At 63.5% G+C, this 24,948-nt stretch carries 28 protein-coding genes, 2 tRNA genes and 2 riboswitches; of the genes, 17 read left to right on the top strand and 13 right to left on the bottom strand.

Features of this window, described 5'->3' with window-relative positions; all coding sequences use genetic code 11:
• Positions 1 to 248: 248 nt before the first annotated feature.
• Positions 249 to 395 carry a hypothetical protein gene (locus J7E82_RS06965; protein WP_214861905.1) on the top strand — a complete coding sequence of 49 codons (147 nt, stop codon included), beginning with the start codon at positions 249 to 251 and terminating at the stop codon, positions 393 to 395.
• A 322-nt stretch (positions 396 to 717) separates the two neighbouring features.
• Here the strand turns inward: J7E82_RS06965 and J7E82_RS06970 are convergent, their stop codons facing one another.
• Both J7E82_RS06970 and J7E82_RS06975 read right to left on the bottom strand, forming a co-directional pair.
• Positions 718 to 1,323 (bottom strand): dihydrofolate reductase family protein, encoded by a 606-nt coding sequence (locus J7E82_RS06970; protein ID WP_308113664.1) that lies wholly within the window; start codon positions 1,321 to 1,323, stop codon positions 718 to 720.
• A gap of 219 nt (positions 1,324 to 1,542) precedes the next feature.
• Positions 1,543 to 1,632 (bottom strand) — tRNA-Ser (locus J7E82_RS06975).
• Between the two features lie 96 nt (positions 1,633 to 1,728).
• Between J7E82_RS06975 and J7E82_RS06980 the strand changes: the two genes are divergently transcribed.
• Genes J7E82_RS06980 through J7E82_RS06990 form a run of 3 tightly spaced genes read left to right on the top strand, consistent with a single transcriptional unit; the run spans position 1,729 to position 4,218 of the window.
• On the top strand, positions 1,729 to 2,745 hold the full coding sequence (locus J7E82_RS06980; protein WP_374223598.1) for a zinc-binding alcohol dehydrogenase: 1,017 nt from the start codon (positions 1,729 to 1,731) through the stop codon (positions 2,743 to 2,745).
• 3 nt (positions 2,746 to 2,748) lie between these two features.
• On the top strand, positions 2,749 to 3,147 hold the full coding sequence (locus tag J7E82_RS06985; protein ID WP_214861907.1) for a 6-carboxytetrahydropterin synthase: 399 nt from the start codon (positions 2,749 to 2,751) through the stop codon (positions 3,145 to 3,147).
• Positions 3,148 to 3,162: 15 nt separating this feature from the next.
• A complete protein-coding gene (locus tag J7E82_RS06990; protein WP_214861908.1) occupies positions 3,163 to 4,218 on the top strand; it encodes a glycosyltransferase family 4 protein in 1,056 nt (351 codons plus the stop codon).
• Positions 4,219 to 4,237: 19 nt separating this feature from the next.
• Here J7E82_RS06990 and J7E82_RS06995 read toward each other — a convergent pair whose 3' ends face one another.
• From J7E82_RS06995 to J7E82_RS07005, 3 genes are all read right to left on the bottom strand, one after another.
• Positions 4,238 to 5,275 (bottom strand): NAD-dependent epimerase/dehydratase family protein, encoded by a 1,038-nt coding sequence (locus tag J7E82_RS06995; protein ID WP_214861909.1) that lies wholly within the window; start codon positions 5,273 to 5,275, stop codon positions 4,238 to 4,240.
• A gap of 75 nt (positions 5,276 to 5,350) precedes the next feature.
• A complete protein-coding gene (locus J7E82_RS07000; RefSeq protein ID WP_214861910.1) occupies positions 5,351 to 6,508 on the bottom strand; it encodes an aromatic acid exporter family protein in 1,158 nt (385 codons plus the stop codon).
• 15 nt (positions 6,509 to 6,523) lie between these two features.
• Positions 6,524 to 7,036 carry a nucleoside deaminase gene (locus tag J7E82_RS07005; protein WP_214861911.1) on the bottom strand — a complete coding sequence of 171 codons (513 nt, stop codon included), beginning with the start codon at positions 7,034 to 7,036 and terminating at the stop codon, positions 6,524 to 6,526.
• Positions 7,037 to 7,150: 114 nt separating this feature from the next.
• Between J7E82_RS07005 and upp the strand changes: the two genes are divergently transcribed.
• Positions 7,151 to 7,786, top strand: coding sequence for a uracil phosphoribosyltransferase (gene upp, locus J7E82_RS07010; protein ID WP_214861912.1), 636 nt, complete (start codon positions 7,151 to 7,153; stop codon positions 7,784 to 7,786).
• Between the two features lie 53 nt (positions 7,787 to 7,839).
• The gene (locus tag J7E82_RS07015) at positions 7,840 to 8,301 is read left to right on the top strand and encodes a glyoxalase superfamily protein (RefSeq protein WP_214861913.1); all 462 of its coding nucleotides are present in this window, start codon (positions 7,840 to 7,842) and stop codon (positions 8,299 to 8,301) included.
• 203 nt (positions 8,302 to 8,504) lie between these two features.
• Here the strand turns inward: J7E82_RS07015 and J7E82_RS07020 are convergent, their stop codons facing one another.
• Positions 8,505 to 9,290 (bottom strand): hypothetical protein, encoded by a 786-nt coding sequence (locus J7E82_RS07020; protein WP_214861914.1) that lies wholly within the window; start codon positions 9,288 to 9,290, stop codon positions 8,505 to 8,507.
• 4 nt (positions 9,291 to 9,294) lie between these two features.
• Positions 9,295 to 9,465, bottom strand: a riboswitch (cyclic di-AMP (ydaO/yuaA leader).
• A gap of 385 nt (positions 9,466 to 9,850) precedes the next feature.
• Here J7E82_RS07020 and J7E82_RS07025 point away from each other — a divergent pair.
• The 3 genes from J7E82_RS07025 to J7E82_RS07030 all read left to right on the top strand — a co-directional run bounded on the left by J7E82_RS07025 (position 9,851) and on the right by J7E82_RS07030 (position 10,741).
• The gene (locus tag J7E82_RS07025) at positions 9,851 to 10,294 is read left to right on the top strand and encodes a hypothetical protein (protein WP_214861915.1); all 444 of its coding nucleotides are present in this window, start codon (positions 9,851 to 9,853) and stop codon (positions 10,292 to 10,294) included.
• A gap of 53 nt (positions 10,295 to 10,347) precedes the next feature.
• On the top strand, positions 10,348 to 10,470 hold the full coding sequence (locus tag J7E82_RS21000; RefSeq protein ID WP_285289706.1) for a hypothetical protein: 123 nt from the start codon (positions 10,348 to 10,350) through the stop codon (positions 10,468 to 10,470).
• Positions 10,471 to 10,579: 109 nt separating this feature from the next.
• Positions 10,580 to 10,741: a hypothetical protein gene (locus J7E82_RS07030; protein WP_214861916.1), complete on the top strand. Its 162-nt coding sequence runs from the start codon at positions 10,580 to 10,582 to the stop codon at positions 10,739 to 10,741.
• Between the two features lie 262 nt (positions 10,742 to 11,003).
• Positions 11,004 to 11,185: riboswitch (cyclic di-AMP (ydaO/yuaA leader) on the bottom strand.
• A gap of 88 nt (positions 11,186 to 11,273) precedes the next feature.
• On the opposite strand, the gene J7E82_RS07035 is transcribed toward J7E82_RS07030, so the two are convergent.
• Positions 11,274 to 12,761, bottom strand: coding sequence for a HAMP domain-containing sensor histidine kinase (locus tag J7E82_RS07035; RefSeq protein ID WP_214861917.1), 1,488 nt, complete (start codon positions 12,759 to 12,761; stop codon positions 11,274 to 11,276).
• 4 nt (positions 12,762 to 12,765) lie between these two features.
• A complete protein-coding gene (locus J7E82_RS07040) occupies positions 12,766 to 13,506 on the bottom strand; it encodes a response regulator transcription factor (protein WP_214861918.1) in 741 nt (246 codons plus the stop codon).
• Between the two features lie 644 nt (positions 13,507 to 14,150).
• Here J7E82_RS07040 and J7E82_RS07045 point away from each other — a divergent pair.
• Positions 14,151 to 15,023: a winged helix-turn-helix domain-containing protein gene (locus J7E82_RS07045; RefSeq protein WP_214861919.1), complete on the top strand. Its 873-nt coding sequence runs from the start codon at positions 14,151 to 14,153 to the stop codon at positions 15,021 to 15,023.
• Between the two features lie 114 nt (positions 15,024 to 15,137).
• Positions 15,138 to 15,668 carry a histidine phosphatase family protein gene (locus J7E82_RS07050; RefSeq protein ID WP_214861920.1) on the top strand — a complete coding sequence of 177 codons (531 nt, stop codon included), beginning with the start codon at positions 15,138 to 15,140 and terminating at the stop codon, positions 15,666 to 15,668.
• Here the strand turns inward: J7E82_RS07050 and J7E82_RS07055 are convergent, their stop codons facing one another.
• Positions 15,669 to 16,577 carry a LysR family transcriptional regulator gene (locus J7E82_RS07055; protein ID WP_214861921.1) on the bottom strand — a complete coding sequence of 303 codons (909 nt, stop codon included), beginning with the start codon at positions 16,575 to 16,577 and terminating at the stop codon, positions 15,669 to 15,671.
• 72 nt (positions 16,578 to 16,649) lie between these two features.
• On the opposite strand from J7E82_RS07055, the gene J7E82_RS07060 reads away from it, so the two are divergent.
• The 4 genes from J7E82_RS07060 to J7E82_RS07075 all read left to right on the top strand — a co-directional run bounded on the left by J7E82_RS07060 (position 16,650) and on the right by J7E82_RS07075 (position 19,040).
• Entirely contained in the window at positions 16,650 to 17,657 is a 1,008-nt protein-coding gene (locus tag J7E82_RS07060) for an EamA family transporter (RefSeq protein WP_214861922.1), read from the top strand.
• Positions 17,658 to 17,777: 120 nt separating this feature from the next.
• Positions 17,778 to 18,035: a hypothetical protein gene (locus J7E82_RS07065; protein WP_214861923.1), complete on the top strand. Its 258-nt coding sequence runs from the start codon at positions 17,778 to 17,780 to the stop codon at positions 18,033 to 18,035.
• Positions 18,032 to 18,463 (top strand): hypothetical protein, encoded by a 432-nt coding sequence (locus J7E82_RS07070; protein ID WP_214861924.1) that lies wholly within the window; start codon positions 18,032 to 18,034, stop codon positions 18,461 to 18,463. The genes J7E82_RS07065 and J7E82_RS07070 overlap by 4 nt, the downstream gene beginning before the upstream one ends.
• Before the next feature lie 97 nt (positions 18,464 to 18,560).
• Positions 18,561 to 19,040 (top strand): hypothetical protein, encoded by a 480-nt coding sequence (locus tag J7E82_RS07075; protein ID WP_214861925.1) that lies wholly within the window; start codon positions 18,561 to 18,563, stop codon positions 19,038 to 19,040.
• 6 nt (positions 19,041 to 19,046) lie between these two features.
• Here the strand turns inward: J7E82_RS07075 and J7E82_RS07080 are convergent, their stop codons facing one another.
• Together J7E82_RS07080 and J7E82_RS07085 are read right to left on the bottom strand one after the other, a co-directional pair.
• Positions 19,047 to 19,628: a hypothetical protein gene (locus J7E82_RS07080; protein WP_214861926.1), complete on the bottom strand. Its 582-nt coding sequence runs from the start codon at positions 19,626 to 19,628 to the stop codon at positions 19,047 to 19,049.
• Positions 19,629 to 19,758: 130 nt separating this feature from the next.
• On the bottom strand, positions 19,759 to 21,219 hold the full coding sequence (locus tag J7E82_RS07085; RefSeq protein ID WP_214861927.1) for an NAD(P)/FAD-dependent oxidoreductase: 1,461 nt from the start codon (positions 21,217 to 21,219) through the stop codon (positions 19,759 to 19,761).
• Between the two features lie 152 nt (positions 21,220 to 21,371).
• On the opposite strand from J7E82_RS07085, the gene J7E82_RS07090 reads away from it, so the two are divergent.
• Positions 21,372 to 22,100 carry a FadR/GntR family transcriptional regulator gene (locus J7E82_RS07090; RefSeq protein ID WP_214861928.1) on the top strand — a complete coding sequence of 243 codons (729 nt, stop codon included), beginning with the start codon at positions 21,372 to 21,374 and terminating at the stop codon, positions 22,098 to 22,100.
• An 84-nt stretch (positions 22,101 to 22,184) separates the two neighbouring features.
• Here the strand turns inward: J7E82_RS07090 and J7E82_RS07095 are convergent.
• Positions 22,185 to 22,258: transfer RNA gene (locus J7E82_RS07095), tRNA-Arg, on the bottom strand.
• 278 nt (positions 22,259 to 22,536) lie between these two features.
• Here J7E82_RS07095 and J7E82_RS07100 point away from each other — a divergent pair.
• Entirely contained in the window at positions 22,537 to 24,363 is a 1,827-nt protein-coding gene (locus tag J7E82_RS07100; protein WP_214861929.1) for a phosphoenolpyruvate carboxykinase (GTP), read from the top strand.
• A gap of 130 nt (positions 24,364 to 24,493) precedes the next feature.
• Here the strand turns inward: J7E82_RS07100 and J7E82_RS07105 are convergent, their stop codons facing one another.
• Entirely contained in the window at positions 24,494 to 24,943 is a 450-nt protein-coding gene (locus J7E82_RS07105; protein ID WP_214861930.1) for an Rrf2 family transcriptional regulator, read from the bottom strand.
• Positions 24,944 to 24,948: the final 5 nt, after the last annotated feature.

Genomic DNA, 24,948 nt, shown 5'->3' on the forward strand with positions numbered 1-24,948 from the left:
CCACGGATCGGTGGATCAAGGTTTAGTGCTCAGCCAGTCAACGATGCCGGTCCAGAGTTCCTGTGTCTCCATGGGGCGAATCTACGCCCCTTTGTCATCAATGGACACGACTCCGGGTGGGCTGCGGGAAAGGTCCTTTAGGGGGCGTTCGCCGGAAGAACCCTAAACGACCGTTCAGGTGCCCGAAACGGCTAACTAGGTCCGGCAGGACGGGGATCGGCATCGGCATACCCTCTCCGGACGGAGTAGTGAGGACAGACATCATCATCGATCCCACCTCAGGACTGGTGATCGGGGAACAGGACGTACTGCTGAAGGACTATCCGGGCTCTCCCGCCGGAACCGTCTCGACCTGGACATCCGTGAAGACATCTATAGTGAACTCCGCCCCCTAAGAAACTCCAAGAAACAAGAGCGGCCGCGTGGAAAGCTAACTTCCAAGCGGCCGCTACGCTCCTACGATTCACAGCTAGCCCCCGAAAACTATCCCGGTAGGGTTCCCCCATGGACCACCGCGGAGCTGTTCGCCACGACTGACCACATGACCAACGGGCGCATGGCAGGGCCCCAAATCTCACATGCCTCGAGCTCTAGTTCCGTCAGGCTGGACGACGACCCTGGGCGGACTGCCCTAGGCAGCAGACTCGACCTTGAAGGTCCTGCGCCAAGGACACAGTGACCGTCCTGCTGCGCAGGAGGCCGGCGGCGCCTGCGGAGTTAGCTGACGCGGCGATAGCGGATGTGGGTGGCCAGCGGTGCGTGAAGCACCTCGGCGGGTTCAAAGCCGAAGGATTCAACCCCGTCGAAGATGCGCTCGCCCGACCCAAGCAGGACCGGTGCGAAGTCGAGGGTGAGCTCGTCGATCACGCCGGCGATCAGTGCCTGTCGGACGGTTGAGGCCCCTCCGGCGATGTCCACGCCGTTGTCCCCGGCAGCCTGGCGTGCTGCGGAGTAGGCCGCGTCGAAGCCCTCGGTGACGAAGTGGAAGGTCGTCCCGCCATCCATCTGGATCGGGTCACGTCCGTGATGGGTCAGCACGAACACCGGCGCGTGGTACGGCGGTTCGGGGCCCCACCACCCGGTCCATTCCTCATTCCAGTCCCCGCGGATCGGGCCGAACATGTTCCGACCCATCACATACGCGCCCCGCGGGCGCATGAGCCACTCATTCGCGACCTTGTCGGCATCGTTGGCTCGCGGGTCGCCGATGTGCCAACGGTGCAGCTCCAGCCCCCGCTTGCCCAAGGGGTCCTCGCGGCTCTGGTCCGGACCGGCGACGAAGCCGTCCAGCGAGATCGACATGTGGCAGGTGGTGTCCGGCACCGCGAACCTCCTGAGTGATTGCGGCTTGCATGAGGTCGTATGGGTATTCTGGGGGCAGCGACAGGCCGCTGTCCAACAATGGGCCAGAAGCGGCCAGAGACTGGCCATAATCTGAGCCCATGCCTGGCCCAACAACCGCCCACACTGCGGAGCAAATTTCTGGGTAAAACAAAACCCCCGCTTCCCTTTGTTTGTAAGGGAAGCAGGGGCCTCGCTACGTGGCGGTGACGGTGGGATTTGAACCCACGTTGGCTTTTACACCAAACAACATTTCGAGTGTTGCACCTTCGGCCGCTCGGACACGTCACCAACCTCACTAGGGTACCGGAGCAAGGCCGACTTCCCCAAAACGAGACTGTGTGCTTCCCTCCCACAGTGCGCCCGGCTAGATTCATAAGCAGGATGATGAACTCAGGCAAAGACCACCCGCAGCAGACAGCGACCGCCTACTGGACCATTGGCCCGTGCAAGGGCGAACTGCGCCAAGAGGAGATCCGCCAGCCCGCCGAGGGGCAGGCCTTGGTGCGCGCACTCTATTCGGGGATCAGCAAGGGCACCGAGCTCGTAGTTCATGGGGCACACGTACCTGCGAGGGTGGCCGAGCAAATGCGTGCCCCCAACCAGGAGGGCAACTTCCCCGGACCCGTGAAGTTCGGCTATTTGTCCGTCGGCGTCGTCGAGGCCGGGCCCAGGGAGTGGTTCGGAAAGACCGTCTTCTGCCTGCACCCACACCAGGACCGCTACGTCGTCTCCGTTGAGTGCCTCACGCTCATTCCGGAGGGAGTGCCGGCACGCCGTGCCATCCTGACCGGCACCGTGGAGACAGCCATCAACGCCCTATGGGAGGGCGGGCCCCGCATTGGTGACCGCGTCGCCGTCGTCGGTTCCGGACTGGTGGGCGGCACAGTGGCGGCCCTCCTGCGGTCGTTTCCGCTGTCCCGCCTGCAGATCGTCGACGCCGACCCGGGCCGCTGGGAACTTGCGAACGCCTTGGGGGTGGACTTCGCGCTGCCCGACGACGCCGAAGCAGACTGCGATATTGTCTTCCACTGCTCGGCGTCGGAGGCTGGACTGTCCCGCAGCCTGCAGCTAGCAGGGGACGACGGTGAGATCATCGAGATGTCCTGGTACGCGGACAGGGCCGTGACGATCCCCCTCGGGGAGGATTTCCATGCCCGCCGGCTCTCCCTTCGGGCCAGCCAGGTAGGCTCCGTCGCGCTCTCCCGCCGGCACCGCCGCACCACCCGTCAACGCCTGGATCTTGCGGTCTCAGTGCTGCGCGATCCGGTGTTTGACCATTTCCTCACGGCTGAGTCGCCCTTCACAGACCTTCCCGATGTAGTGCAGGCCCTGTCCGACGGACAGATCGAGGATCTATGCCATGTCATCACCTATCCGCAAACCGACCACGAACAGGGGTAATACGTGTTCAGCCTTACTGTGCGCCGCCATTTCATGATCGCCCACAGCCTTCCCCGCGAAGCCTTTGGCCCTGCCCAGGGATTGCATGGCGCCACCTTCGTGGCCGAAGTGACTTTCCGACGTGCACGACTGAATGATGACGCAATCGTCCTGGACATCGGGGTGGCGGGGAAGGCCCTGGACGCCGTACTGGAGCGGTTGGACTACAGCAACCTGGACGAGCACCCCGACTTCGAAGGCAAGCTCACCACCACGGAGGCACTCGCACAGTACATCGCCGAGGCCGTCGCGGGCACTATCGGGGGGAGCGACGACGGGAGCGCGCTTGAGGGCATCGACGTCGTCCTCCGCGAGAATCCCGACGCCTGGGCAGGCTACTCCCTGCAGTTGCGAGCCGAGTAGCGGAACGGGGGAGTCATGACGGTCCTTCGCCTGATAGTTCCCGGGAACGTCCAGCACCGTTCCGGCGGCAACATCTACAACGCCAGGCTCGCCGAGCACGTGGCCGCCGCCGGGATCACCGTCAGGATTCAAGAGGTCGACGGCGATTGGCCGGTCGGCAGCGAGGAGGACCGACGGCGGCTGGGCGCCGTACTCAGCGACGCCGGGAACGACGTCGTCCTGGTGGACGGCCTCATCGGCAGTGGCGCGCCGAAGGAAATCGAGCAGGCGGCGGCACGCGGGAACCCGCCATGGATCCTGGTGCACATGGCCCTGGCCGACCACCCTGAACTGGAAAAGCGGGCACTAACGGCGGCAGCCGGCGTCATCTGCACCAGCTCCTCGGCGTGCCGGAACCTTCAGGAGCTGCATGGGCTCGACAACGCCCATGTTGTTGTTCCGGGTGTGGACCTTCTGGACATATCCAGCACAGGCGAGCCCTTGGACAAGCCGTCAGGCGCGCCCCCGCACCTGGTCGTCGTCGCGGCGCTTCTCCCGCACAAGGCCCAGCTGCTCGTGGTCGAGGCGTTCGCCAGGCTGCGTGACTTGCCGTGGACGGCGGCCCTCGTCGGGTCAACCACGGCAGATCCGGACTACGCGTTGGCGGTGATCGATGCCATCTCCCGGCACGGACTCCAGCATAGGATAGAAGTGACGGGCGAACGGTCCGGCGAAGGGCTGGAGCAGGAGTGGCGTAGGTCCGACCTCAGCCTGCTGGTGTCCACGGTCGAGTCATTCGGAATGGTCGTCACCGAATCGATTGCGCACGGCGTCCCCGTATTGGTCCGTGCGGGCATCGGAGCGGTCGAGGCCCTCGGGCCAACAGGTGCGGGAACCGCCGTCGAGCTTGACGATGATGGCCAAGGAACCGGAGCCGGCCCCGAACAGCTTGAAGCCGTGCTCCGCACCTGGCTCACTGATCCGAAGATGCGGCATTCCTGGCGGGCCGCCGCGCTCCAGTCCCGGGACTCCCTGCCGAGCTGGGAGGACGCAGCAGCGAAAGTCCTTTCGATTCTGGACTGCGGGGCCTGACGGAAGCCGGCTTGAGCGCCTAGCGCTCCCTGAGGGGCGGCGAACCCTCCACGCCCGCGCCGGAGCCGAGGCCGTAAATCACTTCCTTGATGGCCTGCAATGAGGAGCGGCTGGGGCTCCAGCCCAGTTCCTTGCGTGCCCTTGAGGTATCCATAAGAGGTGCGCCCGCCGCCATATCCACCCATCCCGGGTCTGTGGGCTGCAGCCGTAGACGCCAGCTGAGGTCGACGACGGCGCGCAGCAGGGCGACCGGTATGCGCAGTACCCGCCTGGCACCGAAGAGCCAGCCGAGGGCGTTCGGGTCCAGGACAGGTTCACCCGCAACATTGAACGGTCCCGACGCGCGCTGTTTCAGGACGCGCCAATAGGCGTCCGCGATATCGTCGGCGTGCGCGGCCTGGAAGACAAACTCGTTCGGAACGGGAAGCAGCGGCAGCCGCGGCCGTGACGGAATGAACCGTGGAATGATGCGGCCAAGGAAGAACTTGCCCACTTCGCTGCCGGCGTCACGCTGGAAGATCAGGCTGGGGCGAAGCCGGGCAACGGCAACATCCGGATGCTCGGCCGCGAACTGGTTCAGCAGCGCTTCCTGCCGTGCCTTGTGTTCGCTGTAGTGGGATCCAGGAATACCGTCTACCGGCCAGTCCTCGCCGACCCTTTCGTTCTTGTCAGCGGCCCTGGAGTAAGCGCCCACCGAGGAAGCGCAGACGAAATGGGGAACCCCCGCCCGCCCGGCTGCCTCCAAGGCATTTGCCGTGCCAGTGACGTTGGTCCGGAACAGCACGTCCGGCTTGCGGTTGGGTTGCACCACCCAGGCCAGGTGCACCACGGCGTCGGCGCCGGCGAAGGCGCTTTCAAGGCGCGGCAGCTCCTCAACGTCTCCCACATCGATGTCGTGCCACTCCACATTCAGGTAGGGCGGCACGAGCGATTCCGGGTGGCGCCGTGATATCCCCACGATCTGCAGGTCTTCGCCTTCCTCGGACTTGGCCGCTGCCAGCCGCCTCAGCAGGGCGGTCCCGGCGTTGCCCGTTGCCCCCGTAATTGCGATGCGCATACAAATTCCCCCGTGTCGGACGGATCCCTGTCACCTGACCGTAGCGTGGGCACCTCCCACTGTCACGGAACCCCGTCAGTCCGGGTCGCCGTCGTCCGCCCGATTGGACACCACACTGATGATCCGCCGCAGGCTCATGGCCACAGATGCCGCCGCATTGACCGGCGCCTGCCGGCTGGCGACATCGGCGACACTCTCGCTGAGTTTTTCGACGGCGTCCCTGGTCTGCTCGAGGAGCTCAGGAATTTGGTCCGGCTCATTCCATTGCCCGATGAGTCCAGCGGTACTGTCCAGAGCATCGGAGAGGTCATTGATCACGTCAGGTGGAATGAAGGTACCCGCATTTTTCTCCCAAATCACGCTGGCCAGGACATCGGTGATGTCTTGCACATGGAACGTAGCCCGTTCCACGTAGCGGAGATCGCGGAGGTCCCGCTGCAGGTCGATCCGGTGCCGCCTGCTCCTCGGATTGGCCTTGGCGCTGAGCTCGGCGTCATGGACGGCCTTCCGCACTTCGGAGGCCGTAGCTGCCAGGTCCTGGCTTCGGCCGGCCCAGTCTTCATGGTTTGGAGGCCAGGACTCGCGCATGGCGGCTGCCATGTCCGCGAGCTGGCGGGAGAGCGCCTGCCGATGCGCGGCTACGGAGCGTCCCACCCCGGCAAGATGAAGCGGAGGAAAGATCAGCCAGTTCACGGCAAAACCGATCGCTACGCCGGCAGCCATCTGGAGGATGTAGGCAAAGGAGAAGCTCTCGGCGTTGGCCCCGCCGATCACCAGGACGAAGAGTGCGGCCATGGGCACCCAGTCCGAGGCCGCACCCATCCGTGGGATGCCCCCGATCAGCACGCCAATTCCGACGACGGCGGCGACCGCCAGGGCGGTGGGAGGGGTGAAGCTGGTGAAGACAAAGGCCACACCGATGCCCAACCCCAGCCCGAGCAGGCTCTGCAGCCCGTGCCTGGCCGTGTCTGCCACCGTAGGATACATGCTGACCAGGGCCCCGAGCGGCGCATAGTAGGGATAGGATGCAGCAGGGCCAGGCATCAGGGGCGCGACGTACCACGCCAGGCCGGCGGCCAGCGCGGTCTTCGCGGCAAACATCAGCCGGTTGAGCGTGACCGCGTGGCGAACCGCACCGGCGCTCGCACGCACGGCCGTCCTGCTCGCGCGTGCTGCCGTCCTGGGCGAGCTCAGGTAGGCAAACTTCGGATCAGTTTCTTTCCCGGAACGCATATCCCCAGTGTTGCATCATGCGATGGTCGGCTGGCTGGTTCCTGGTCGGTGGGCGGCGAAGAAGTCCCTTAGTAAGGCGGCACACTCGGCTTCCCGGACCCCACCGTAAACCTCTACCCAGTGGTTGAGGCGGCGTTCCCTGAGGATGTCGAATACCGAGCCAGCCGCGCCGGCCTTCTCATCCCAAGCGCCGAACACCACGCGGGGGATCCGCGCCAGCACTGTCGCTCCGGCGCACATGGCGCAGGGTTCAAGCGTGACCACCAGTGTGCAGTCCGAGAGCCTCCAGCCGTCGCCGCCGGCCTCGCTCTGCTTCAGGAGGGCTGCGGCTTCCCGGATCGCGACCATCTCGGCGTGCGCCGTAGGGTCTCCCAAAGCCTCACGTTCGTTACGCCCGGAACCCAGGAGTTCGCCGTCGGGACCTATGACGACGGCGCCGATCGGCACGTCAGCTGTTTCCAGGGCCCGTCGGGCTTCAGCCAGGGCAAGGCCCATCCATTCGAGATGGCGGGGGTCGGCGGGTGTCATGCCTCAATGATAGTTTCGAAGAATTCGGCCGCTTCCTGAACCTGCTTCCTCAGGCCACTTCTGGACCGATTCCCCGACGGCGGGGCGCCACCTTGCGGGTGATAGTTTTGACAAATGCGCACATTCGTCGTGGACCACCCCCTGGTCGCCCACAAGCTCACTGTCCTGCGGGACAAGAAAACCTCCTCGCCGGTCTTCCGCCAACTGACCGAGGAGCTTGTGACCCTGCTGGCCTACGAGGCCACGCGGGACGTCCGCACCCAGCCTGTGGAAATCGAAACCCCGATCACGCGCGCTATCGGAACGGCCTTCACCAAACCCACCCCACTGGTGGTGCCCATCCTGCGCGCCGGGCTGGGCATGCTCGAGGGCATGACGAAGCTGGTTCCAACCGCTGAAGTGGGTTTTCTGGGAATGGCCCGGGACGAGGAAACCCTGGACATCATCACCTACGCCGAGCGCCTGCCCGAGAACCTGACGGGGCGGCAGATCTTCGTGCTTGACCCGATGCTCGCCACTGGCGGAACCCTGAGCGAAGCCATTAAGTTCCTGTTCCGGCGCGGCGCCTCGGACGTCACCTGCATCTGCCTGCTGGCGGCCCCGGAGGGCCTGGCCAAGCTGGAGGAGGAGCTCGCCGACGCCAACGTGAAAATCGTGCTGGCTTCCATTGATGAGAAACTCAACGACAAGGCCTACATTGTTCCAGGCCTTGGCGATGCGGGGGACAGGCTCTACGGCCTGGCCAAGTAGTTTTTCCGGCGCCATCTATCGCTGTGGCCTGGGCGCAGCTAGCCTGTGGTCCCATGGATTGGAAACTCGAACTTGTCTACGTCCCTGTGTCCGACGTCGACCGTGCCAAGGATTTCTACGTCAACAAGGTGGGCTTCAACGCAGACCACGACCACAGAGTCAATGACTCCCTGCGCTTCGTCCAACTGACTCCGCCGGGCTCCGGCTGCTCCATTGCCATCGGCGAAGGCATGAGTGATGCACCGCCCGGCACAGCGCCAAGCCTCCAGCTGGTGGTGAATGACATCCAGGCAGCCTATGAGCAGCTCAAGGGAAATGGTGTGGACGTCAGCGATATCGAGGTGCTGGACTGGGGACATTTCGTTTACTTCGCGGATCCGGACGGCAACAAGTGGGCCGTGCAGTACATACCGTACCGGGACTCCAAGGCTTCCGGTGACGAGCGCGGTGGCGCGTTCGACGTCGACTCTGCAGACATTCCCGAAGGGCATGGGCGTCCGGAAGATTACATGTAGCAGCCCGGCCTGCTTAAGACGCCGACTGCCCGTCCCTACAGACTACGGGCAGTCACGCTGGTGATGCTCTCTCACGTCTCGCGCGTTTTGAGGTGATGCTCTCTCACGTCTTGCGGGTAACCGAAAGCTCTCCCTTGCGGGATCTGCGAGAGGGTCGCCAAAGACGGCGCGGCAAGTGCGAGAGGGTCAGTACCGACTGTGGTTTAGTACCAGTTGTTGGCGTAGTGGAAGCCCAAGGCGTTGGCGGGGGAGCCGTAGCGTTCCTTGATGTAGTTCAGGCCCCACTCAATCTGGGTCCGGAAGTTGGTTTCCCAGTCTGGGGCAATCGTGGCCATCTTCGACGCGGGCAAGGACTGGACGATGCCGTAGGCCCCGCTGGAGGCGTTCACCGCGGTGGTGCGCCAGTTGGATTCCTTTTCCCAGAGGATGCTCAGCGACTGCATCTGGTCCTGGCCCCACCCGTAGCTGGCGAGCCTGCTGGCGGCGTAAGCCTTTGCGGCGGCAGGGTCGTCTACGGCCACCGGTGTCGGCGGGGCAGGCGGGGCAGCCGGAGCGGGTGCTGCCGCGGCGGGTTCCGGAGCGGGAGCTGCCGGCGCGGCGGGAGGAGCCTCCGCTGCGGCGGGCGGAGCTGCCGGAGCTGCCGGGGCTGGGGTTTCAGTCGCCGGGGGCTCCGGAGCCGCTTCCGGGGGAAGCGCCTGCCCAGGGCTCGCCTCGGTTGTTGCGGGGGAAGCATCTGACGCCTGCTGGACCGAAGATTCGCTGGAGATGGCCTGTTCGGCAGCCTGAGCGGCCGAGGCTACACCCAGCAGGACAGCAATCGCACCGGCCATTACTGCCATTCGCTGGCCCATAACGCGGACTGAAGTGGCCTTTTGCAGGGGGCCGTGCACTTTGGGGGGACGGTGGGACGTGGTGTTGAACGGCGCAACCGACTCGGCGCGGTGGCGCACAGCGCGCTCAGGGCGCGACTTATCCATGGAAGGGGACATGGTGATTGCCTCTCAACGCCTGCGGAGTTAGCTGTCGGGTTCGGATGAGGTCATCCGGCCGCACGTTGATCATTGGCGGCTTCACCCCAAGGGCCCATGCACTTTGTGCAACGGCCCGGAGACTCTGGGTCCCCCGTCTCTGCCTTCATGTTGGGGAATCCGGGATGCGGCAGAGCTCGGCGTCAGCCCGGACGTGGCCCGATAGAGATGGGCCACCCTTTCGACGGTACCGGAGCCAGGCCCTTAAGTCACATTTAGGTAACGGACATCACGACGACGGCGGGTCGCCTTGCGTCCCGAGTCGCAGCTCCCTTGGCGGTTACTGTGCCGCCAGGGCCGCCAAGGGAGCCGCAGTGCGTCAGTACCATTTGTTGGCATTGCGGAACTTCAAGGCATTGGCGGGGGAGCCGTAGCGTTGCTTGATGTAGCTCATTCCTCGGTCCACTTGGCCGGGGCGCCAGTTTTCCTCGCTGTTCCACAGAACATTCAAGGCATTCATCTGCTCTGCGCCCCATCCGTACGCTGCAAGGCGGTTACGGGCATAGGAACGGGTGTCGACGATGCCTCCCGCAGCGCCGCCCACAGATGCGGGTGGCGTTGTAGCAGTCGTGGGAGCGGGTGAGCTGGAAATGGGCGTCGAGCTGGGAGCAGGTGCCACCGTCGAGGTCGGGGCTGGCGCTGCCGAGCGGGTCGGCGCGGTGGCCGGTGCCGGAGGGGTCGATGAAGGGGCCGGCGCGGTTGAGGACGACGATGCCGGTGCTGATGACGCGGAGGCCGGAGCTGACGACGGCGAGGAGGGTCCGGCTATTTTTCCGGCCAGCGTGGGAACGTCAACCGGCTTGGGCAGGGCGGCGACCGATGGCAAGGCAGTGGCCTTGCGATCGGGAGTCGCCGGCTTACCGGGGGTGTTTGGGGCGGAGGCGGCAGCTGTCTGCGTTGGGGTTCCACTGGACGTGGCGGTGGGAGTAGCCGACACAGCGGACCTCGCCTGTCCCGCGCTGTAAGTGGGCACTGTTCCTGGCTTTGCGCCGGTCCCCTCCGACCCTCCAGTTCCATCATGCGCGGAGGATTCCTTGCCGAAAAATGGCAGTTCCGTGGCCTGGCTGGCGGTGCCGACACCCAACAGAACGGCGAGGGCACTGGCAACAACGGCCATTCGGTGGCTCATGACCCGAACTGAGGCCGCTTTCCTCAGGACGGCTTGGGGCTGCGAACTAAACGACGAAGCCAACTGAGGGCTGAATGAGGCACGGGCTTCACTGTTTGCGCCCGAGCCCTGGGTGGCTCCGGTGGGGTTTTCACCAGCAGCGGCCGGTGCACTGCGCCTGGACCTGGGGCGTAGTGGGGCTGTGGACGACGTTGCCGAGGCGGAGTTCTTCGGTTCCGTCACAGTGGCAACCGGAGCGGTGGGGGTCTCCGCCGTCGCACCCGGAGCGGTGGGAGCCGGCTGAGTCGGTGTGGCTGGGGAGGGATTTACCGGTGCCGCGCGCCGCGCCCTGGTGCGATGCGGGGCGGCGGGTGACGTGGCGGGGGAAGTGGGCGTCTCTTCGGCAGGAGTGGGCACCGCAGGTGCCACTTCGGTAGGAGCCGGGGCGGGCCTTGGCTTTTCCGCAAGCGAGTCCGCCGTCGCAAGTGGTTTGGTGGCGAATGGCACAGGTTCTGCACGGTGCCGCGCGCCCCGAAGAGGGCGCGACTGATCCAGGGAACGGGACATGGTTGCCTCTCAACGCCTGCGGAGTTAGCTGTCGGGTTCGGAAGAGGTCAACCGGCCGCACGTCAGACGTGACGGCTTCACCCCAAGGGCCGCTATCAAGCGGCCCGAAGACTCGTGGGTCCCCCGTCTCTGCCTCAGTGTTGGGGCTCCGGGATGTGGCAGAGCTCGGCGTCAGCCCGGACGCGGCCCGGTCAAGATGGGCCACCCCATGACCGTACCGGAACGCTCCCATTAAGTCACGTTTAGGTAACGGAGGCCAGCCGGTGCCGCTAGTTGGCCTCCGCCAGTGCCGGCAGGCGGAGTGCGAATTCGGTCCTGCCCGGGCGCGATGTCACCGCTATGCTGCCGCCGTGTGCCTGGACTATCGACTCCACGATCGACAGGCCCAATCCGGAAGTCCCCTCGCCGCCCGAGCGGGCGGCATCTGCACGCGCAAAGCGGGAGAAGATCATTTCCTGGAACCCGGATTCGATGCCAGGCCCGTTGTCCGTCACGCTCAAGACGGCTGCGCTGTCGGCGGAGCGCGTCACAGAAGTGATCACCGTAGTTCCCGGCTCGGTGTGCTTCCGTGCATTTGAAAGCAGGTTGGCCAGGACCTGGTGGAGCTGGGTGGCATCTCCACGGACACTAACGGGCTCGTCAGGCAACTGCAGCTGCCACACATGTTCAGGTGCCATGACTTTCTCGTCACTGACGGTCTCGATCACCAGTTGGGTGAGGTCGACGTCGGCCACCTTTAGCGGCTGCCCTTCGTCCAGTCGAGCCAGGAGCAGGAGGTCCTCGACGAGCGAAGTCATGCGTTCCGCCTGGCTCTGGACGCGGGCGAGCGACTTTTGCCCGTCCGGACTGAAGTCTTCAGTTATCCGCATGAGTTCCGTATAGCCGCGGATAGCTGTGAGCGGAGTACGGAGTTCATGGGACGCATCGGCGACGAACTGGCGGACCTTGGTTTCGCTTTTCTGGCGCGCCTCCAGCGCGCTGGAGACATTATTGAGCATCAGGTTCAGCGCATGGCCAACGCTTCCCACTTCCGTTTGGGGATTGGCTGCCGACGGCGGTACACGTACCGCAAGGGCCACCTCTCCGACCTCGAGCGGCAGGCGCGAGACGTTTGTGGCCACTTCCGAAAGTTTCTCGATGGGCTTCATGGTTCGCCGGATGAGGACTGTTCCGGCCAGGCCAATCAGGACCAGTCCGCAGAGGGAGACAATCACCATGGTCCATACCAACGAGGACAACGTGCCCTGCTTGGCCGCCAGCGGAAGTCCTGTGACGATCACATCGCCATAGGGAGTCTCCACTGCTATCAGCCGATAGGCACCGGTGGACAGCGTGCGGTCCACGGGCGTTGCGTTGTGTTCCAGGCTGAGAAGAACGGACTCGTCCTCTTGGGACAAAGCGGCCCGGCTTGCGCTGGGAGTGAGGACGCCCGCGCTGCTGATCTGCCCGTTAGTAAGCCTTGCCGTCAGGGTCCCGACGCCCTGGCCTTTGGCGTCAAGGGGGTCGGGCCTGCTGCGGGGGTTGCCGAGGGGCGGGCGCCCGGCTTCGTTGGAGATCCGGGAGGCCTGCCCAAGGCGCTCATCGAGTTGCCGTGTGAGGAAGGAATCCATGGACGCATAGCTGAACAGGCCGATTGCGCCGGAGATTGCCACCAGCAGTGCCATTGCAACGAGGATCAACTTAGTGCGGAGGTGCCACGTGGACGGGCTTAGCCAACGGGGGCGGATCTTGGGAGCGGCCCCGGAAAGTTCGGACATGATGCTAGTCCGCCGGCTTGATGACGTAGCCGGCGCCGCGGACGGTATGGATCATGGGCGGGTAGCTTGCGTCGATCTTTTTCCGCAGGTAGGAGATGTACAGTTCGACGATGTTGGCCTGGCCGCCAAAGTCGTAATTCCACACGCGATCCAGGATCTGGGCCTTGCTGACTACCCTCTTTGGGTTTTCCATGAGGTAGCGCAGGAGCTCGAACTGCGTTGCTGTGAGGGAGATGTCCTCCCCGGCACGGATGACTTCGCGCGTGTCCACATTCAGCCGCAGGTCGCCCACAACCAGCTCGGCTGAATCCATGGTCGCCACTCCGGAGCGCTGGACAAGGCGATGGAGACGTAAAAGGACCTCCTCCATGCTGAAGGGCTTGGTCACATAGTCGTCCCCGCCGGCCGCGAGCCCGGTGATACGGTCCTGCACGGCATCCTTTGCCGTCAGGAACAAGGCAGGCACCTCGGGCGCGAAGGCCCTGATCCTGCTGAGCAGCTCCACGCCGTCGAATCCGGGGAGCATAACGTCCAGTACCAGCACGTCCGGGCGGAAATCACGGGCCAGCTTCACAGCCTCGGGTCCGTCGCCGGCAACGGCTACTGACCACCCTGCCATCCGGAGTCCCATGCTCATGAGCTCTGCGAGGCTCGGCTCGTCATCCACCACAAGGGCACGGATGGGGGAGCCGTCCGGGTGGGTGAGTTCGGGAAGATTGTTGGTCATGGAGTGCGATGAGGCCATGGAACAACTCTCCGATCTGCCGGTATGCCGGCGCTTTGCCGACGCTGTGAACGAGCTGTGAGTTCCAGCGTAGTCAGGTGGAAGCCTTCAGCTCCTTGGAGAGGGCTCGGCCGGGCTTGTAGCAGATGCTTTACCCCAAAAAATCCACTCCGGGACGATTCAGAAGTGGACAGGAAGGTTTCCGGATGGCGGGATTTCAGGATCGGAACGATTGATGAATGCAAATTGAGTAATAGCCAGAACCAGGAAATTAAGTTCGAAAAAACAGTATCTTCGCCCGATCGTTCTATAACTCCATTCGAATTTTCTACTGTCGATAGAATTGTGATCCGCAGCACAATAGCCCTATTTGTCTCAGGATGTGGACTGTTCGACACTTTGTTACTTGCAAGTTCCCTTTGTTACGTTGCACACTTCAAATGTGAACAAGGACTCAACAGCAACTGCAGCCGCAGATTTCAGGCCCAGCACGCCAGCTGGCGTTCAAATGCGCTGTTGTCGAATGCAAGCCTAACTTCGTACCCCTAAGAGTTTCAGGCATTCGCCCCTGCCCAGTGTCGGGCGCCCCATCCCCAGCCTCATTGCGGGGACAATCAAGCATTCGAAGCCGCGATGACGGCCATTCACTTTGAGGTAAGCACTCCATGTCAGTTGCATCCGGATACGTCCACATCTCCGTCCGTAACGCCAACAAGGCCGCCTCCAATGCGGGACTTCGCCAAGGCTTCGGCGCCAGGCCGGCCTACGCTCCGCCTGTAACACCGGGCAACGGCTACCAGGCGCCCGGCTACGTGCCCCAGGGCTACAACCCCAACTCGTATGGCCAGCTGCGCGCTGTCCAACCGGCCGAGGCCGCCCCCGTCACGGCTCCCACTCCCGTCGTGGCTCCCGCAGACCGCTCCGTCCGTCCCGTGGCCAACGACAACGTCGCCCGCGGCTTCGTGCTGTACATGGGGATCGATGAGGACACGGCCGCGGCTGCCGGAACGTCCATTGCCAAGCTTGCCCAGGAGATTCGGGCCTACGCCCAGTCGCTGGTGGCCGGCGCTGAAAGCTACGCCGCCGTCGCTGTTGCGCCGGCCAGCGCCCAAGGTTCCGCGCTCGACGTCGTCCGTTCAACCTTTGGGGACCCGACCGTTGGAACCCGCCAGCGCACCGAGGCCGCCCGTCCGCAGCCGGCCCAGGAGCCCCGCCCCTCCGGCGTTCTGATCGACCTAGCACGCCGCGAAGTCCACCTCGACGGCGAATCGCTGAACCTTACGTTCAAGGAGTTTGAGCTCCTGAACTACCTCGTTGAGAATGGCACCCGTACCGTGGGCCGTGACGAACTGCTCGAAGGACTGTGGCGCAACGCCGAAGAGGTGCCGAACGAGCGCACCATCGACGTCCACATCCGCCGCCTCCGCTCCAAGCTGGGTCGCCTCGCGAACACCGTCCGCACTGTCCGCGGCCAGGGCTACCGTTTCTACGAGCACCCGGAAGTCATTGTCTGGGCCGCTCCGGAATACTCGATCTAGTCTCCATACGCATCTCGACGGCGCCCGTTCCCTCTTGGGAGCGGGCGCTTTCGTGCGCGCTTGGCGACCGAGCATGTGGCCTCCGCGGCTGATGGGCGGCTATAGGCTGGGGGGATGAGTGACCATCACATTCGGCGCCTCGTTATCATGCGCCATTCCAAGGCTGATTGGCCTTCGGGCGTTGCTGACCATGAGCGCCCTTTGGAGGAACGTGGTCACCGGGAGGCGCCGCTGGCCGGAAAATGGTTGCTCAAGCACAACGTTGTTCCGGACTTCATCCTGTGCTCATCGGCGCTACGGACGCGTCAGACGTGCACCTGGGTGTGCGCCCAGTTAGGCGACAAGGCGCCGACGCCGAAACTGGAGGACGGACTGTATGCCGCGTCCGGGCGGAGGATGCTGAGCGTCATTAACCATGTGCCGGATACAGTGACGACGCTTATGGTGATTGCCCACATGCCTGGCGTACAGGACCTGGCCATGGAGCTGGCATCGCGTGATTCAGACCATGATGCCTATATGGATGCAGCCACGCGCTTCCCGACCAGTGGCTTGACGATTTTGGAAGTGGAAAAGCCCTGGGCCGAACTCGATGGCCAGGACGCCAGGCTGACGCATTTCGTAGTTCCCCGAGCCAAGCACTAGCTAATCGCCTTCTGTCCCTGCCAGTTCACGAAGCAGCCTGACAACGTGCTGGATTCCAGGGCTGGATGTCATGGTCTTGCGGTAGACGATGCCCACCTGCCGCACCTGCCGCGGGTTGACCAGCGGAACAGCCACGACCCCCAACGGGAGGACGGGCCGCCCCAGGCGAGGGACGAGTGCCACCACCACATCCTGCTCCACGAGGGCAATGTGCGTGGCGAAATCGGGGTCGTACACCTTGATATTGGGGACGTGGCCAGTGTCCGCGAAAATCCGGAGCAGTGCTTCGTTGCAAATCGCGCCATGCGGAGTGCTGACCCAGCGTTCCTCAAGGAGGTCAACCGGCTCAAGCGAGGAGCGGCCGGCCAGTCGGTGTCCGCTGTTGAGCAGGACATCGGCGACGTCTTCGCACAGCCATTCAAGGGTCATGTTTTCCGGAATGACCAGCGGCACTGAGTTCCAGTTGTGCACCACGCCGAGTTCGGCTTCTCCGCCAGCCACCCTCTGGACTGCCTCGCGGGGGTCCTCCGCAAGGACGCTGACGTCCAGCTGGGTTTCGGTCGCGGCCAGGCGGCCAAGCAGCGGGCCCACAAGGCCACGGCACGCCGTGGAGAACGCCACCAACCGCAACACCCCGGAAGGTTTGTCGGGATCGGCCAGGAGGGTCGCCTGCAACTCTTCAAGCTCGCCCAGGATCCGGCGGCCGTATTCTGCCAGTGCCAGTCCGCGGTCGGTGAGGAGGATGCCGCGGCCGTGGCGCTCCAGGACTGCCACCCCAGTTTGTTTCTCGAGTTTCTTGATCTGCTGGGACACTGCCGAGGGACTGTAACCCATGACGTCCGAGGCCGCGACGACTGATCCTTGTTGCTCCACGATGACGAGGGCCCGGAGCGCGGCAATATCAATCATGAAGCAAATCTACTTGATTCACCCTACAATTCAATGCTGGTGCTTCATTCGCTTCAGTGTCAGATTGGGAACATGACCCCTCGCCACTCCATGCTCGCCGTCCTCGTCGCCGTTCTGTGGGGCCTGAATTTCGTAGCCATCGACTTCGGCCTCCACGCCAATGGCCGCGAAGTTCCGCCCTTGCTTTTCGTCGCCCTTCGCTTCGTCCTCGTGGTCCTCCCGTTCATCTTCTTCGTGAAAAAGCCGGAGGTGAGCTGGAAGGTGATTCTCGGCGTCGGGCTCTTTATGAGTGCGGGCCAGTTCGGGCTCCTGTACCTGGCGCTGGCGATGGGCATGCCGGCCGGACTTGCTTCGCTTGTCCTACAGGCCCAGGTGCTCCTCACTGTGCTGATGGCGGCACAATTCCTGGGGGAGCGTCCCAACCGGCGCCAGATTTTCGGTGTTGTCCTGGGGGTGGCGGGACTCGCGGTGGTAGCAGCGGGCCGGAGTCTTGTCGCGCCGGTGCTGCCGCTGCTTATTGTCCTCGCCGCGGCTCTGTCGTGGGCGGCCGGCAACGTCATTGCGCGCAAGGCCAAGGCGGCGTCCGGGCTCGGACTGGTGGTCTGGTCGGGCGCGGTGGTGCCGCTTCCCCTCGCCGGCTTGTCCCTCATCGTGGATGGAGCCGATGCAGTGATGGGGACGTTGCTGGATCTCCAGCCAGCCACGATCCTGAGCGCGATTTACACGGCAATGTTCGCGTCCCTGGTGGGTTACGGCATCTGGAACAGGCTCCTCAGCCTTTACCCGAGCTCAGCCGTGGTGCCGTTTACCCTTCTTGTGCCCGTTGTCGGCATGACGGCGGCCTGGCTAATGCTCCAGGAGACGCCGACGCCGGCAGAGATGCTCGGCGGGCTGCTGCTCCTTGGCGGGGTGGCCACGGCCGTCCTGCAGGGGAAGCGGTCGGCCCCGCCGTTGACCGCTGCCCACATTCCGGAGGAGGGGCTCGAAGGCGCTGAATCCGGCATCGGAGGAACGACCTCCCGGAAGCTTCATCTGGGCAAGGAGAACCTGCATCTGGACAGGGACAGGAGTACGGCGTAGTTTCAGATACGGAGCCGGGACTAAACTCCCGGCCCCCTTTCGTCCGTTCTGCACCGGCCGAAAGAGCCGTCACTGCTGTCACCCGGTGGCACATGATGCAGAAGCGGAAATGAGCCACAGATGGCCACCTCGCACTTCGAACTGTTCCTTGAAGACACGACTATTCCGGACCCTGACACCGACTGCCCTCTTGGCCCGGATTGTCTTTACGGCCTATACGTCAGCTGGTGCGCGCTTCAGGGCGTCGAACCCAGAACCGACATAGCTTTCCGCGCGGGCATGCACCTCTGCGGCATCGATATCCACGACGCGCGCCTGCGTATGACAGGCCCTGCCGCCGCCGATTACATCTTGTCCAGCTACCCACCTGCGGCATGACCATGTCCATCAGTTCCAGCGACTTCAACTCCAGGCCTCCAATACCCCATGCCCTGCCGCTCCATTGCGGCAGATGCTACAGCGACTACCACCTGGTCATAGGGGCCATCGATGACCTCAACGCGCCCTCCCCAACGTTGGTGGAGGTCTCCTACATCTGCACCAAGTGCATGCTTGCTTACAGGCATCCGGCAGATGTTGCAGACATAGCAAGACTGCTGAATCGGCTCGGGGAAACACCTGATGTTCTCGTTTTCGGTGGCCACTACATCCACTGTGGACAGCCGATGAAAAGGATCGGGTCAGAGGTCAGAAGTATCAATGTCCGCGAGTCGACCGATCAAACATCGGGTGATTCCCTGAGCGTTTACCTCGCAACGCGTGTTCTTCGCTGCGCCTGCGGCTTTCAGATGGAACTGCCCGACTAGCTTCGGGAATTCCCCGGTTCCCTCCCATGGTTACTGTTCCGATTCCGTTGTTTACTGGACGTATCCGGAGCAGCCAGACGAAAAGGGGCGGATCACCGTGGATATAGGTCAGCTTGTATGGATTATCGTCGCGATCGTTGTAGTTTTGGCGGTCATCGCGCTCGTGATGTTTCTCGGACGCAAACAGCGTGCGGGGGCGGCCAGGCAGAAGGCCGCCGAGATGAGGGACCAGGTCCGGGAAAAGGAAATCGAGGTGCAGGAACGCGAAGCCAGGGCCGCGCGCGCCAAGGCTGACGCACAACGCGCCGAAGTTGAGGCCCAGAAACTTCGCAGGGAGGCGGAGGCCCAGGAGCACGATGCCCAGGGCGTTCGCGAAGAAACGCAGGAACGCCTCCGCAAGGCGGATGAGTTGGATCCTGACGTCAAAACCGGCCAGCGCAGGGATTCAATGCGTGGCGAACGGGCTGATGATCGGTCCGGTACTCAAGTGCGGGCCGACCAATCCCGAGCCGATACAGCGCGCCGGGACGATGGCAAACCTGATACGCCGCGAACGGAGCATCCTCGCACACCCTAACGTTCTTCAGCGGCGCGGGGCGCCCTTACGCTGCCCGGCTGCCCCTTTGCCCTGTCCTGCCGTTCCCTTGCCCTGCATGGGGCCGACCGCCGTCGGGCGTTTGGACGTTGAGGCGGACTGCGGGACCGAACGCTGTGCGGCCCGCGGGACCGTTCTTGGCGCAGTCCTGCCTGACGGTCGGCGCTTTTCAGGCTGCCTGCCGCGGGTCCTCCCTACAGGACGGACGTCCTTCCTTCGCCGCCCGGGCCATACAGCTCCCGCGAAGAGCACCAGCAGTGTGGCGAAACCGGCGGCAACGGCCAGATAGAAGTAACTGTCCGAATCCTGCGTGCTGACCGCGATTCCCGTGGCATTAGCATCCTCGTTGAATGCGAGCCCCCACATTCGAAGGAAGGCAATAGCGAAGCCCACGAACAGGCTGGAACCGATCGCCCCCAAAACAAGGGCAAAGTAGCGACGGCGTGACAGAACCTCTGCTATTGATGCCAGATAACCAACTGCAACGACGCCGAGGAACGTGAACATGGCGGCCTCTTCAAGGGTGATGGCAGTGAATACCAAAAGACCCGTGGCAACGCATGCCGACACGATCGCAAGTTTGCCGCTGTTCCCCATGTGACACATGAGGTTAATCATCGTCGACCGCGGAGCCGGTCCCCGGGAGTGGGAGATTGCGGTTGCATACCGTTATCGGAGCAAGTCCCCAAGTTTGGTACGGCTACAGCCCGTATTTCTCGAGCAGCCGCAGCCACACTTCGCTCATTGTGGGGAAGGCAGGAACGGCATGCCACAAACGACCCAAAGTCACCTCGCCGACGATTGCGATTGTGGCCGCATGGAGCAGTTCTGCGACGCCCGGCCCGGCAAACGTTGCCCCCACCACGACGCGTCGATCCTCATCCACCACCAATTGCGCCCAGCCCTTGTAGTCAGAGGCGTAGAGCTGGGAGCCCGAGACGTTGATGGGGAGCTCAACGCTGCCTGCCCTGAGGCCGTTCTCCCTTGCCCGCTCCAGCGACGGACCCACCGATGCGATCTCCGGATCTGTGAAGACCACATTGGGAACGGCAAACTCGTCCGCGGTACGGGCTGCAGGGCTCCAGGGCGGCGCTGCTCCACGCAGGTTGCCGGCTGCTCGCGCCGCGATTGCATCACCGGTAGCCCGGGCCTCGTATTTGCCTTGGTGGGTAAGAAGAACCTTTCCTGCCGCATCGCCAGCAGCATAGAGCCAGAGACCATTGGTGCCGTCGCTAGCGGAGCCCTCCACAAGCCCGGTGGAATCCGTGGCGAGCCGAGGGTGCTTGCCGTCGTCGAGGTCCACGCCCACATTTTCGAGGCCGAGGTTCTCCACGGCAGGTCGCCTGCCTGAGGCCACCAGGAGCCGGTCCGCGATCACGGTGCGGCAGTCGTCGAACGCAAGGGATAGGGAACCGTCGTCGTTCTGCCCAATCTGCCGTGGCTCCTTTCCGAGCCGCAGTTCGACGCCGTCCGCCCGGAGCCCTGCCGCCACCAGCTCAGCTGCCTCTTCCGGAAAGGCGCGCAGCAGTCGGCCCCTGGCCACGATGGTCACAGCGGAGCCGAGCCGTGCGAAGGCCTGGGCAAGTTCGACGCCCGCCACGCCGCCGCCCAATACCGCAAGACGGCGGGGCACCTCCTTGGCCGACGTGGCTCCTCGCGTTGTCCAGAAGGGAACGCTCCGTATGCCTTGGACATCGGGGATGACGGGGGTTGAGCCCGTTGCAATAACTACAGCATGCCGGGCCTTCAGCGCGTAGCTATTGCCGTTAATGCCGTCCACCTGCACTTCGCGGGGTCCCGTGATGCGGGCCCGCCCGCGAAGCAGCTCGATCCCTGCGTTGTCGAGCCATTGGATTTGGCTGTCGTCCTGCCATCTATTCGTGAACCAGTCTCGCCGGCTGAGCACCGTGTTGGCATGCAGGGTGCCGCTGATGGCCTCCGCTGCGCCGGGTACCGCTTGGGCAGCGTGAAGTACGCTTCCCGGCCGCAGAAGTGCTTTTGACGGAATACACGCCCAGTAGGAGCATTCGCCGCCTACCAGTTCCGCTTCAATGACTACTGTGGTGAGCCCTGCCTGCGCCACACGGTCAGCAACGTTTTCTCCGACGGCGCCCCCGCCGACCACTATCACATCAAATTCCCGGGAGCTCTCCTCAGACATGGGAGAAGCCTACGCCTGCGATGGCAGTGGCTCAGATGCTTCCATTTCGCAGAATCGGGCAGTGTCCTACATACCGGGACATGGGACATCCAATATTCTGTTCAGACCATGCCCTACCCGGCGCCGGGCGGGCGCAACTGAACGGAGGGTCCATGGCGACCTCACGCATCGTTCCGCAGGCGAGGTTCAGTGCCCAGGCAAGATTGCGGGCACTGCAGTCAGAGATCATGGAACTCATCCTTGATCGGAAACTTGAAGCCGGCGATCCTCTCCCCACAGAAAACGAGTTGTCCCTCGCTTTGGGCGTTGGCCGAAATACCCTGCGTGAATCGCTGAAGGTCCTCCAGGCCCTGGGCGTCATTGAGATTCGTCACGGTTTCGGCATGTTCGTCGCGCCAAGCAACCTTGAGGCGCTCGCCGATGGCCTGTCCTTTCGTAGCAGGCTTTCCCTGCGTCATCGGGGCGTGGAAGCATTACAGCTTATTGAAGTCCGGCGGGCGCTCGAATCAGGACTGATCGGCGGATCCATTGACTGCATGACCGCGGAGCAGCTTGCCGCCATTGACGAAGCGGTCACACTGATGGAGGAGCTTGCGGCGGCGGGGGAGGACATGATTGCAGCCAGCGCGCAGTTCCACAGGAGGTTGTTCGAGCCCCTGGATAATGAGTTGTTGATGAGCCTTTTGGATGTCTTCTGGAGCGTCTACAGCAAAATTCCGGCTGAGTTAGGGATGGATGATGAAGGGCTTCCGGAAACGGTGGCGGTCCATCGAAAGATTTACGCTGCTGTCGCCTCGAAGGATAAAACCCTTGCAGCTGAGCTGCTCGACACGCATTTCGACGGTATGCGGCGTCGGGTCGCGGAGGTCGTATCCGCCTAGTTCAATGCTACGGAAGGCTTGCCGCAAAGCCGGACACAATGCAAAAGGCTCTGGAATCTTTGCGATTCCAGAGCCTTCATTCTGTGCGCCCAAAGGGATTCGAACCCCTGACCTTCTGTTCCGTAGACAGACGCTCTATCCAGCTGAGCTATGGGCGCATTTCGTGTCCTTGGGAGTCGCTGACCCCCTCGAACCTCAATAAACTTTACTGGAGATGCCGCAAGGTTCCAAATCGAGAACTGTGTAATGTGGCGAACTAGACCGGTCTATGTGACCTTCCTCACGAATTTGGCGCTTTTTGATTTCAGAAACCTTGAATTCTCGGGGTTTGCCTCTTGTCACCCCCGGAGATCCCACGTCTGATCTCGAATTGGTCTGGTCCGCGGCCCCCTAGCATTTAGGACACAGACCACTTACCCCGACGAAGGGAAACGCAATGGGCGATCTGGCGCGACTGCCGCTGCTTGAGAAGGCACCCACCACGCATGCAGGCCTGCTGGCATGGGTGGAAGAAGTTGCTGAGCTGACCCAGCCGGACCGAATCCACTGGGTGGACGGCAGCGACGAGGAGAACCAGCGACTGACCGACGAGCTTGTTGCTGCAGGGACCCTGCGGAAGCTCAACCCGGAAACCTTCCCGAACTCCTTCGCGGCGTTCTCTGATCCGGCTGATGTGGCCCGTGTCGAGGAGCAGACCTTCATCTGCTCTGAAAATGAGCGCGACGCCGGCTTCACCAACAACTGGATGGCTCCGGCCGAGATGAAGAAGAAGCTTCGCGGACTCTTCTCCGGCTCCATGCGCGGACGCACCATGTACGTCATTCCCTTCGTCATGGGTCACCTTGATGCCGAGGATCCCAAGTTCGGCGTTGAAATCACCGACTCCGCCTACGTGGTGGCCTCCATGCGCATCATGGCCCGCATCGGAACGGATGTCCTGGACCGCATCACCCAGACCGACGCGTTCTTCGTACCGGCGCTGCACTCCCTGGGAGCCCCGCTTGAGCCGGGCCAGGAGGACGTTGCCTGGCCGTGCAACCCGGACAAGTGGATTGTCCACTTCCCCGAGGAGCGCTCCATCTGGTCCTTCGGCTCGGGCTACGGAGGAAACGCCCTGCTCGGCAAGAAGTGCTACGCCCTGCGCATCGCCTCCGTCATGGCACGTGACGAGGGCTGGCTGGCCGAGCACATGCTCATCCTCAAGCTCACCTCGCCGGAGCAGAAGACCTACTACGTCTCCGCTGCCTTCCCCTCCGCCTGCGGCAAGACCAACCTTGCGCTCCTGGATCCCACCATTGAAGGCTGGAAGGTCGAGACGCTTGGGGACGACATCACCTGGATGCGTTTCGGCAAGCAAGGCGAGCTCCGCGCCGTCAACCCCGAGGCCGGCCTGTTCGGCGTCGCCCCTGGCACCGGCTGGGGTACCAACCCGAACGCCATGCGCGCTATTGCCAAGGGCAACAGCATCTTCACCAACGTTGCCCTGACGGATGACGGCGGCGTGTGGTGGGAAGGCATGACGGAGGAAGTTCCGGCGCACCTGACCGACTGGCAGGGCAATTCCTGGACACCGGAAGCCGGAACCCCGGCAGCCCACCCGAACTCGCGGTTCTGCACCCCCATCGATCAGATCGACATGCTCGCGGACGAGTACTTCAGCCCTGAGGGCGTGGAACTTTCCGCCATCCTGTTCGGCGGACGCCGCAAGACCACAATCCCCTTGGTGACGCAGGCCCGCGACTGGTCCAACGGCATCTTCATGGGTGCCACCCTGTCCTCGGAAACCACCGCTGCCGCGGCAGGTGCCGTCGGCGTCGTGCGCCGCGATCCGATGGCCATGCTGCCCTTCATCGGCTACGACGCAGGGGACTACCTGAACCACTGGGTCAACCTGTCGGCAAAGGCCAACCCGGAGCGTCTGCCCAAGATCTTCCTGGTCAACTGGTTCCGCCGCACCAAGGACGGCGGCTTCGCCTGGCCCGGCTTCGGCGACAACGCCCGCGTCCTCAAATGGGCCATCGAGCGGCTCGAGGGCAAGGCCGAGGCCATTGAGACTCCCATCGGTTTCGTTCCGACGGGTGACTCGATCGACCTCACTGGGCTCGACATGACTCCTGCCGAGGTGGAGGATGCCGTACGTGTGGATCCCGAGGAATGGGCCACCGAACTTGCCTCCATCGAAGAGTGGTTCGCGAATTTCGGCAGCTCCCTGCCGCCCGCCCTGGAGTCTGAACTTCAGGGGCTCAAGGAGCGCCTGAGCTAGGCTCCCAAGAAGAAGTACGACGGCGGTTCCCACCTTCAGCGGAAGGCGGGGACCGCCGTCGGGCGTTTAATACGGCGTTTAGCTAATGCCGGGCGCTTAACGCCGGCGGCGGTCTAGGCCAGCGGTTCTCTTACAGCCCGGGTCGCAGGCCTATGGCTTGGAAGACAGGCTCCATTTGTGATGATCCGGGCAGGGCGGCGACGACGACGTCGTCGAGTTCGCGGTAGAAGGCCTCGCGAGCGCGGGCCAGGGCGACCCGAAGCCTGCACTCATGGATCATGGGGCAGTTGCCGTGGATGGAAATACAATCGGCCGGATCGATCCGGGTGTTCAATTCCCGAAGGAGCTGGCCCACGGTGGCCTGACGCCCGGCAGGGCTGAGCCGGGAGCCGCCATGCCGCCCGCGGGCGACGTCGATCATGCCCAGCTCGCGCAGCTTCGCAATGGCCTTGCTGACGTGGTTATAGGGCGTATTGATCGCGTCGGCGATGCTCTGCGTCGTCAGCAGGCTGCCCTCCGGCGCGGCGGAAAGCACCATCATGGCCCGAAGGCTCACGTCGGAGAAGGCAGTGATTTTCATGGCAC

This window comes from Arthrobacter sp. ISL-30 (genome assembly GCF_018613855.1).
Classification (GTDB): Bacteria; Actinomycetota; Actinomycetes; order Actinomycetales; family Micrococcaceae; genus Arthrobacter.

Bases quoted from the DNA above. Each gene is read 5' to 3' on its own strand.
- J7E82_RS06980 (WP_374223598.1), top strand. From the start codon at position 1,729: ATGAACTCAGGCAAAGACCACCCGCAGCAGACAGCGACCGCCTACTGG.
- J7E82_RS06990 (WP_214861908.1), top strand. From the start codon at position 3,163: ATGACGGTCCTTCGCCTGATAGTTCCCGGGAACGTCCAGCACCGTTCC.
- J7E82_RS06995 (WP_214861909.1), bottom strand. From the start codon at position 5,275: ATGCGCATCGCAATTACGGGGGCAACGGGCAACGCCGGGACCGCCCTG.
- J7E82_RS07000 (WP_214861910.1), bottom strand. From the start codon at position 6,508: ATGCGTTCCGGGAAAGAAACTGATCCGAAGTTTGCCTACCTGAGCTCG.
- J7E82_RS07005 (WP_214861911.1), bottom strand. From the start codon at position 7,036: ATGACACCCGCCGACCCCCGCCATCTCGAATGGATGGGCCTTGCCCTG.
- upp (WP_214861912.1), top strand. From the start codon at position 7,151: ATGCGCACATTCGTCGTGGACCACCCCCTGGTCGCCCACAAGCTCACT.
- J7E82_RS07015 (WP_214861913.1), top strand. From the start codon at position 7,840: ATGGATTGGAAACTCGAACTTGTCTACGTCCCTGTGTCCGACGTCGAC.
- J7E82_RS07020 (WP_214861914.1), bottom strand. From the start codon at position 9,290: ATGTCCCCTTCCATGGATAAGTCGCGCCCTGAGCGCGCTGTGCGCCAC.
- J7E82_RS07025 (WP_214861915.1), top strand. From the start codon at position 9,851: ATGCCTCCCGCAGCGCCGCCCACAGATGCGGGTGGCGTTGTAGCAGTC.
- J7E82_RS21000 (WP_285289706.1), top strand. From the start codon at position 10,348: ATGCGCGGAGGATTCCTTGCCGAAAAATGGCAGTTCCGTGGCCTGGCT.
- J7E82_RS07035 (WP_214861917.1), bottom strand. From the start codon at position 12,761: ATGTCCGAACTTTCCGGGGCCGCTCCCAAGATCCGCCCCCGTTGGCTA.
- J7E82_RS07040 (WP_214861918.1), bottom strand. From the start codon at position 13,506: ATGGCCTCATCGCACTCCATGACCAACAATCTTCCCGAACTCACCCAC.
- J7E82_RS07045 (WP_214861919.1), top strand. From the start codon at position 14,151: ATGTCAGTTGCATCCGGATACGTCCACATCTCCGTCCGTAACGCCAAC.
- J7E82_RS07050 (WP_214861920.1), top strand. From the start codon at position 15,138: ATGAGTGACCATCACATTCGGCGCCTCGTTATCATGCGCCATTCCAAG.
- J7E82_RS07055 (WP_214861921.1), bottom strand. From the start codon at position 16,577: ATGATTGATATTGCCGCGCTCCGGGCCCTCGTCATCGTGGAGCAACAA.
- J7E82_RS07060 (WP_214861922.1), top strand. From the start codon at position 16,650: ATGACCCCTCGCCACTCCATGCTCGCCGTCCTCGTCGCCGTTCTGTGG.
- J7E82_RS07065 (WP_214861923.1), top strand. From the start codon at position 17,778: ATGGCCACCTCGCACTTCGAACTGTTCCTTGAAGACACGACTATTCCG.
- J7E82_RS07070 (WP_214861924.1), top strand. From the start codon at position 18,032: ATGACCATGTCCATCAGTTCCAGCGACTTCAACTCCAGGCCTCCAATA.
- J7E82_RS07085 (WP_214861927.1), bottom strand. From the start codon at position 21,219: ATGTCTGAGGAGAGCTCCCGGGAATTTGATGTGATAGTGGTCGGCGGG.
- J7E82_RS07090 (WP_214861928.1), top strand. From the start codon at position 21,372: ATGGCGACCTCACGCATCGTTCCGCAGGCGAGGTTCAGTGCCCAGGCA.
- J7E82_RS07100 (WP_214861929.1), top strand. From the start codon at position 22,537: ATGGGCGATCTGGCGCGACTGCCGCTGCTTGAGAAGGCACCCACCACG.
- J7E82_RS07105 (WP_214861930.1), bottom strand. From the start codon at position 24,943: ATGAAAATCACTGCCTTCTCCGACGTGAGCCTTCGGGCCATGATGGTG.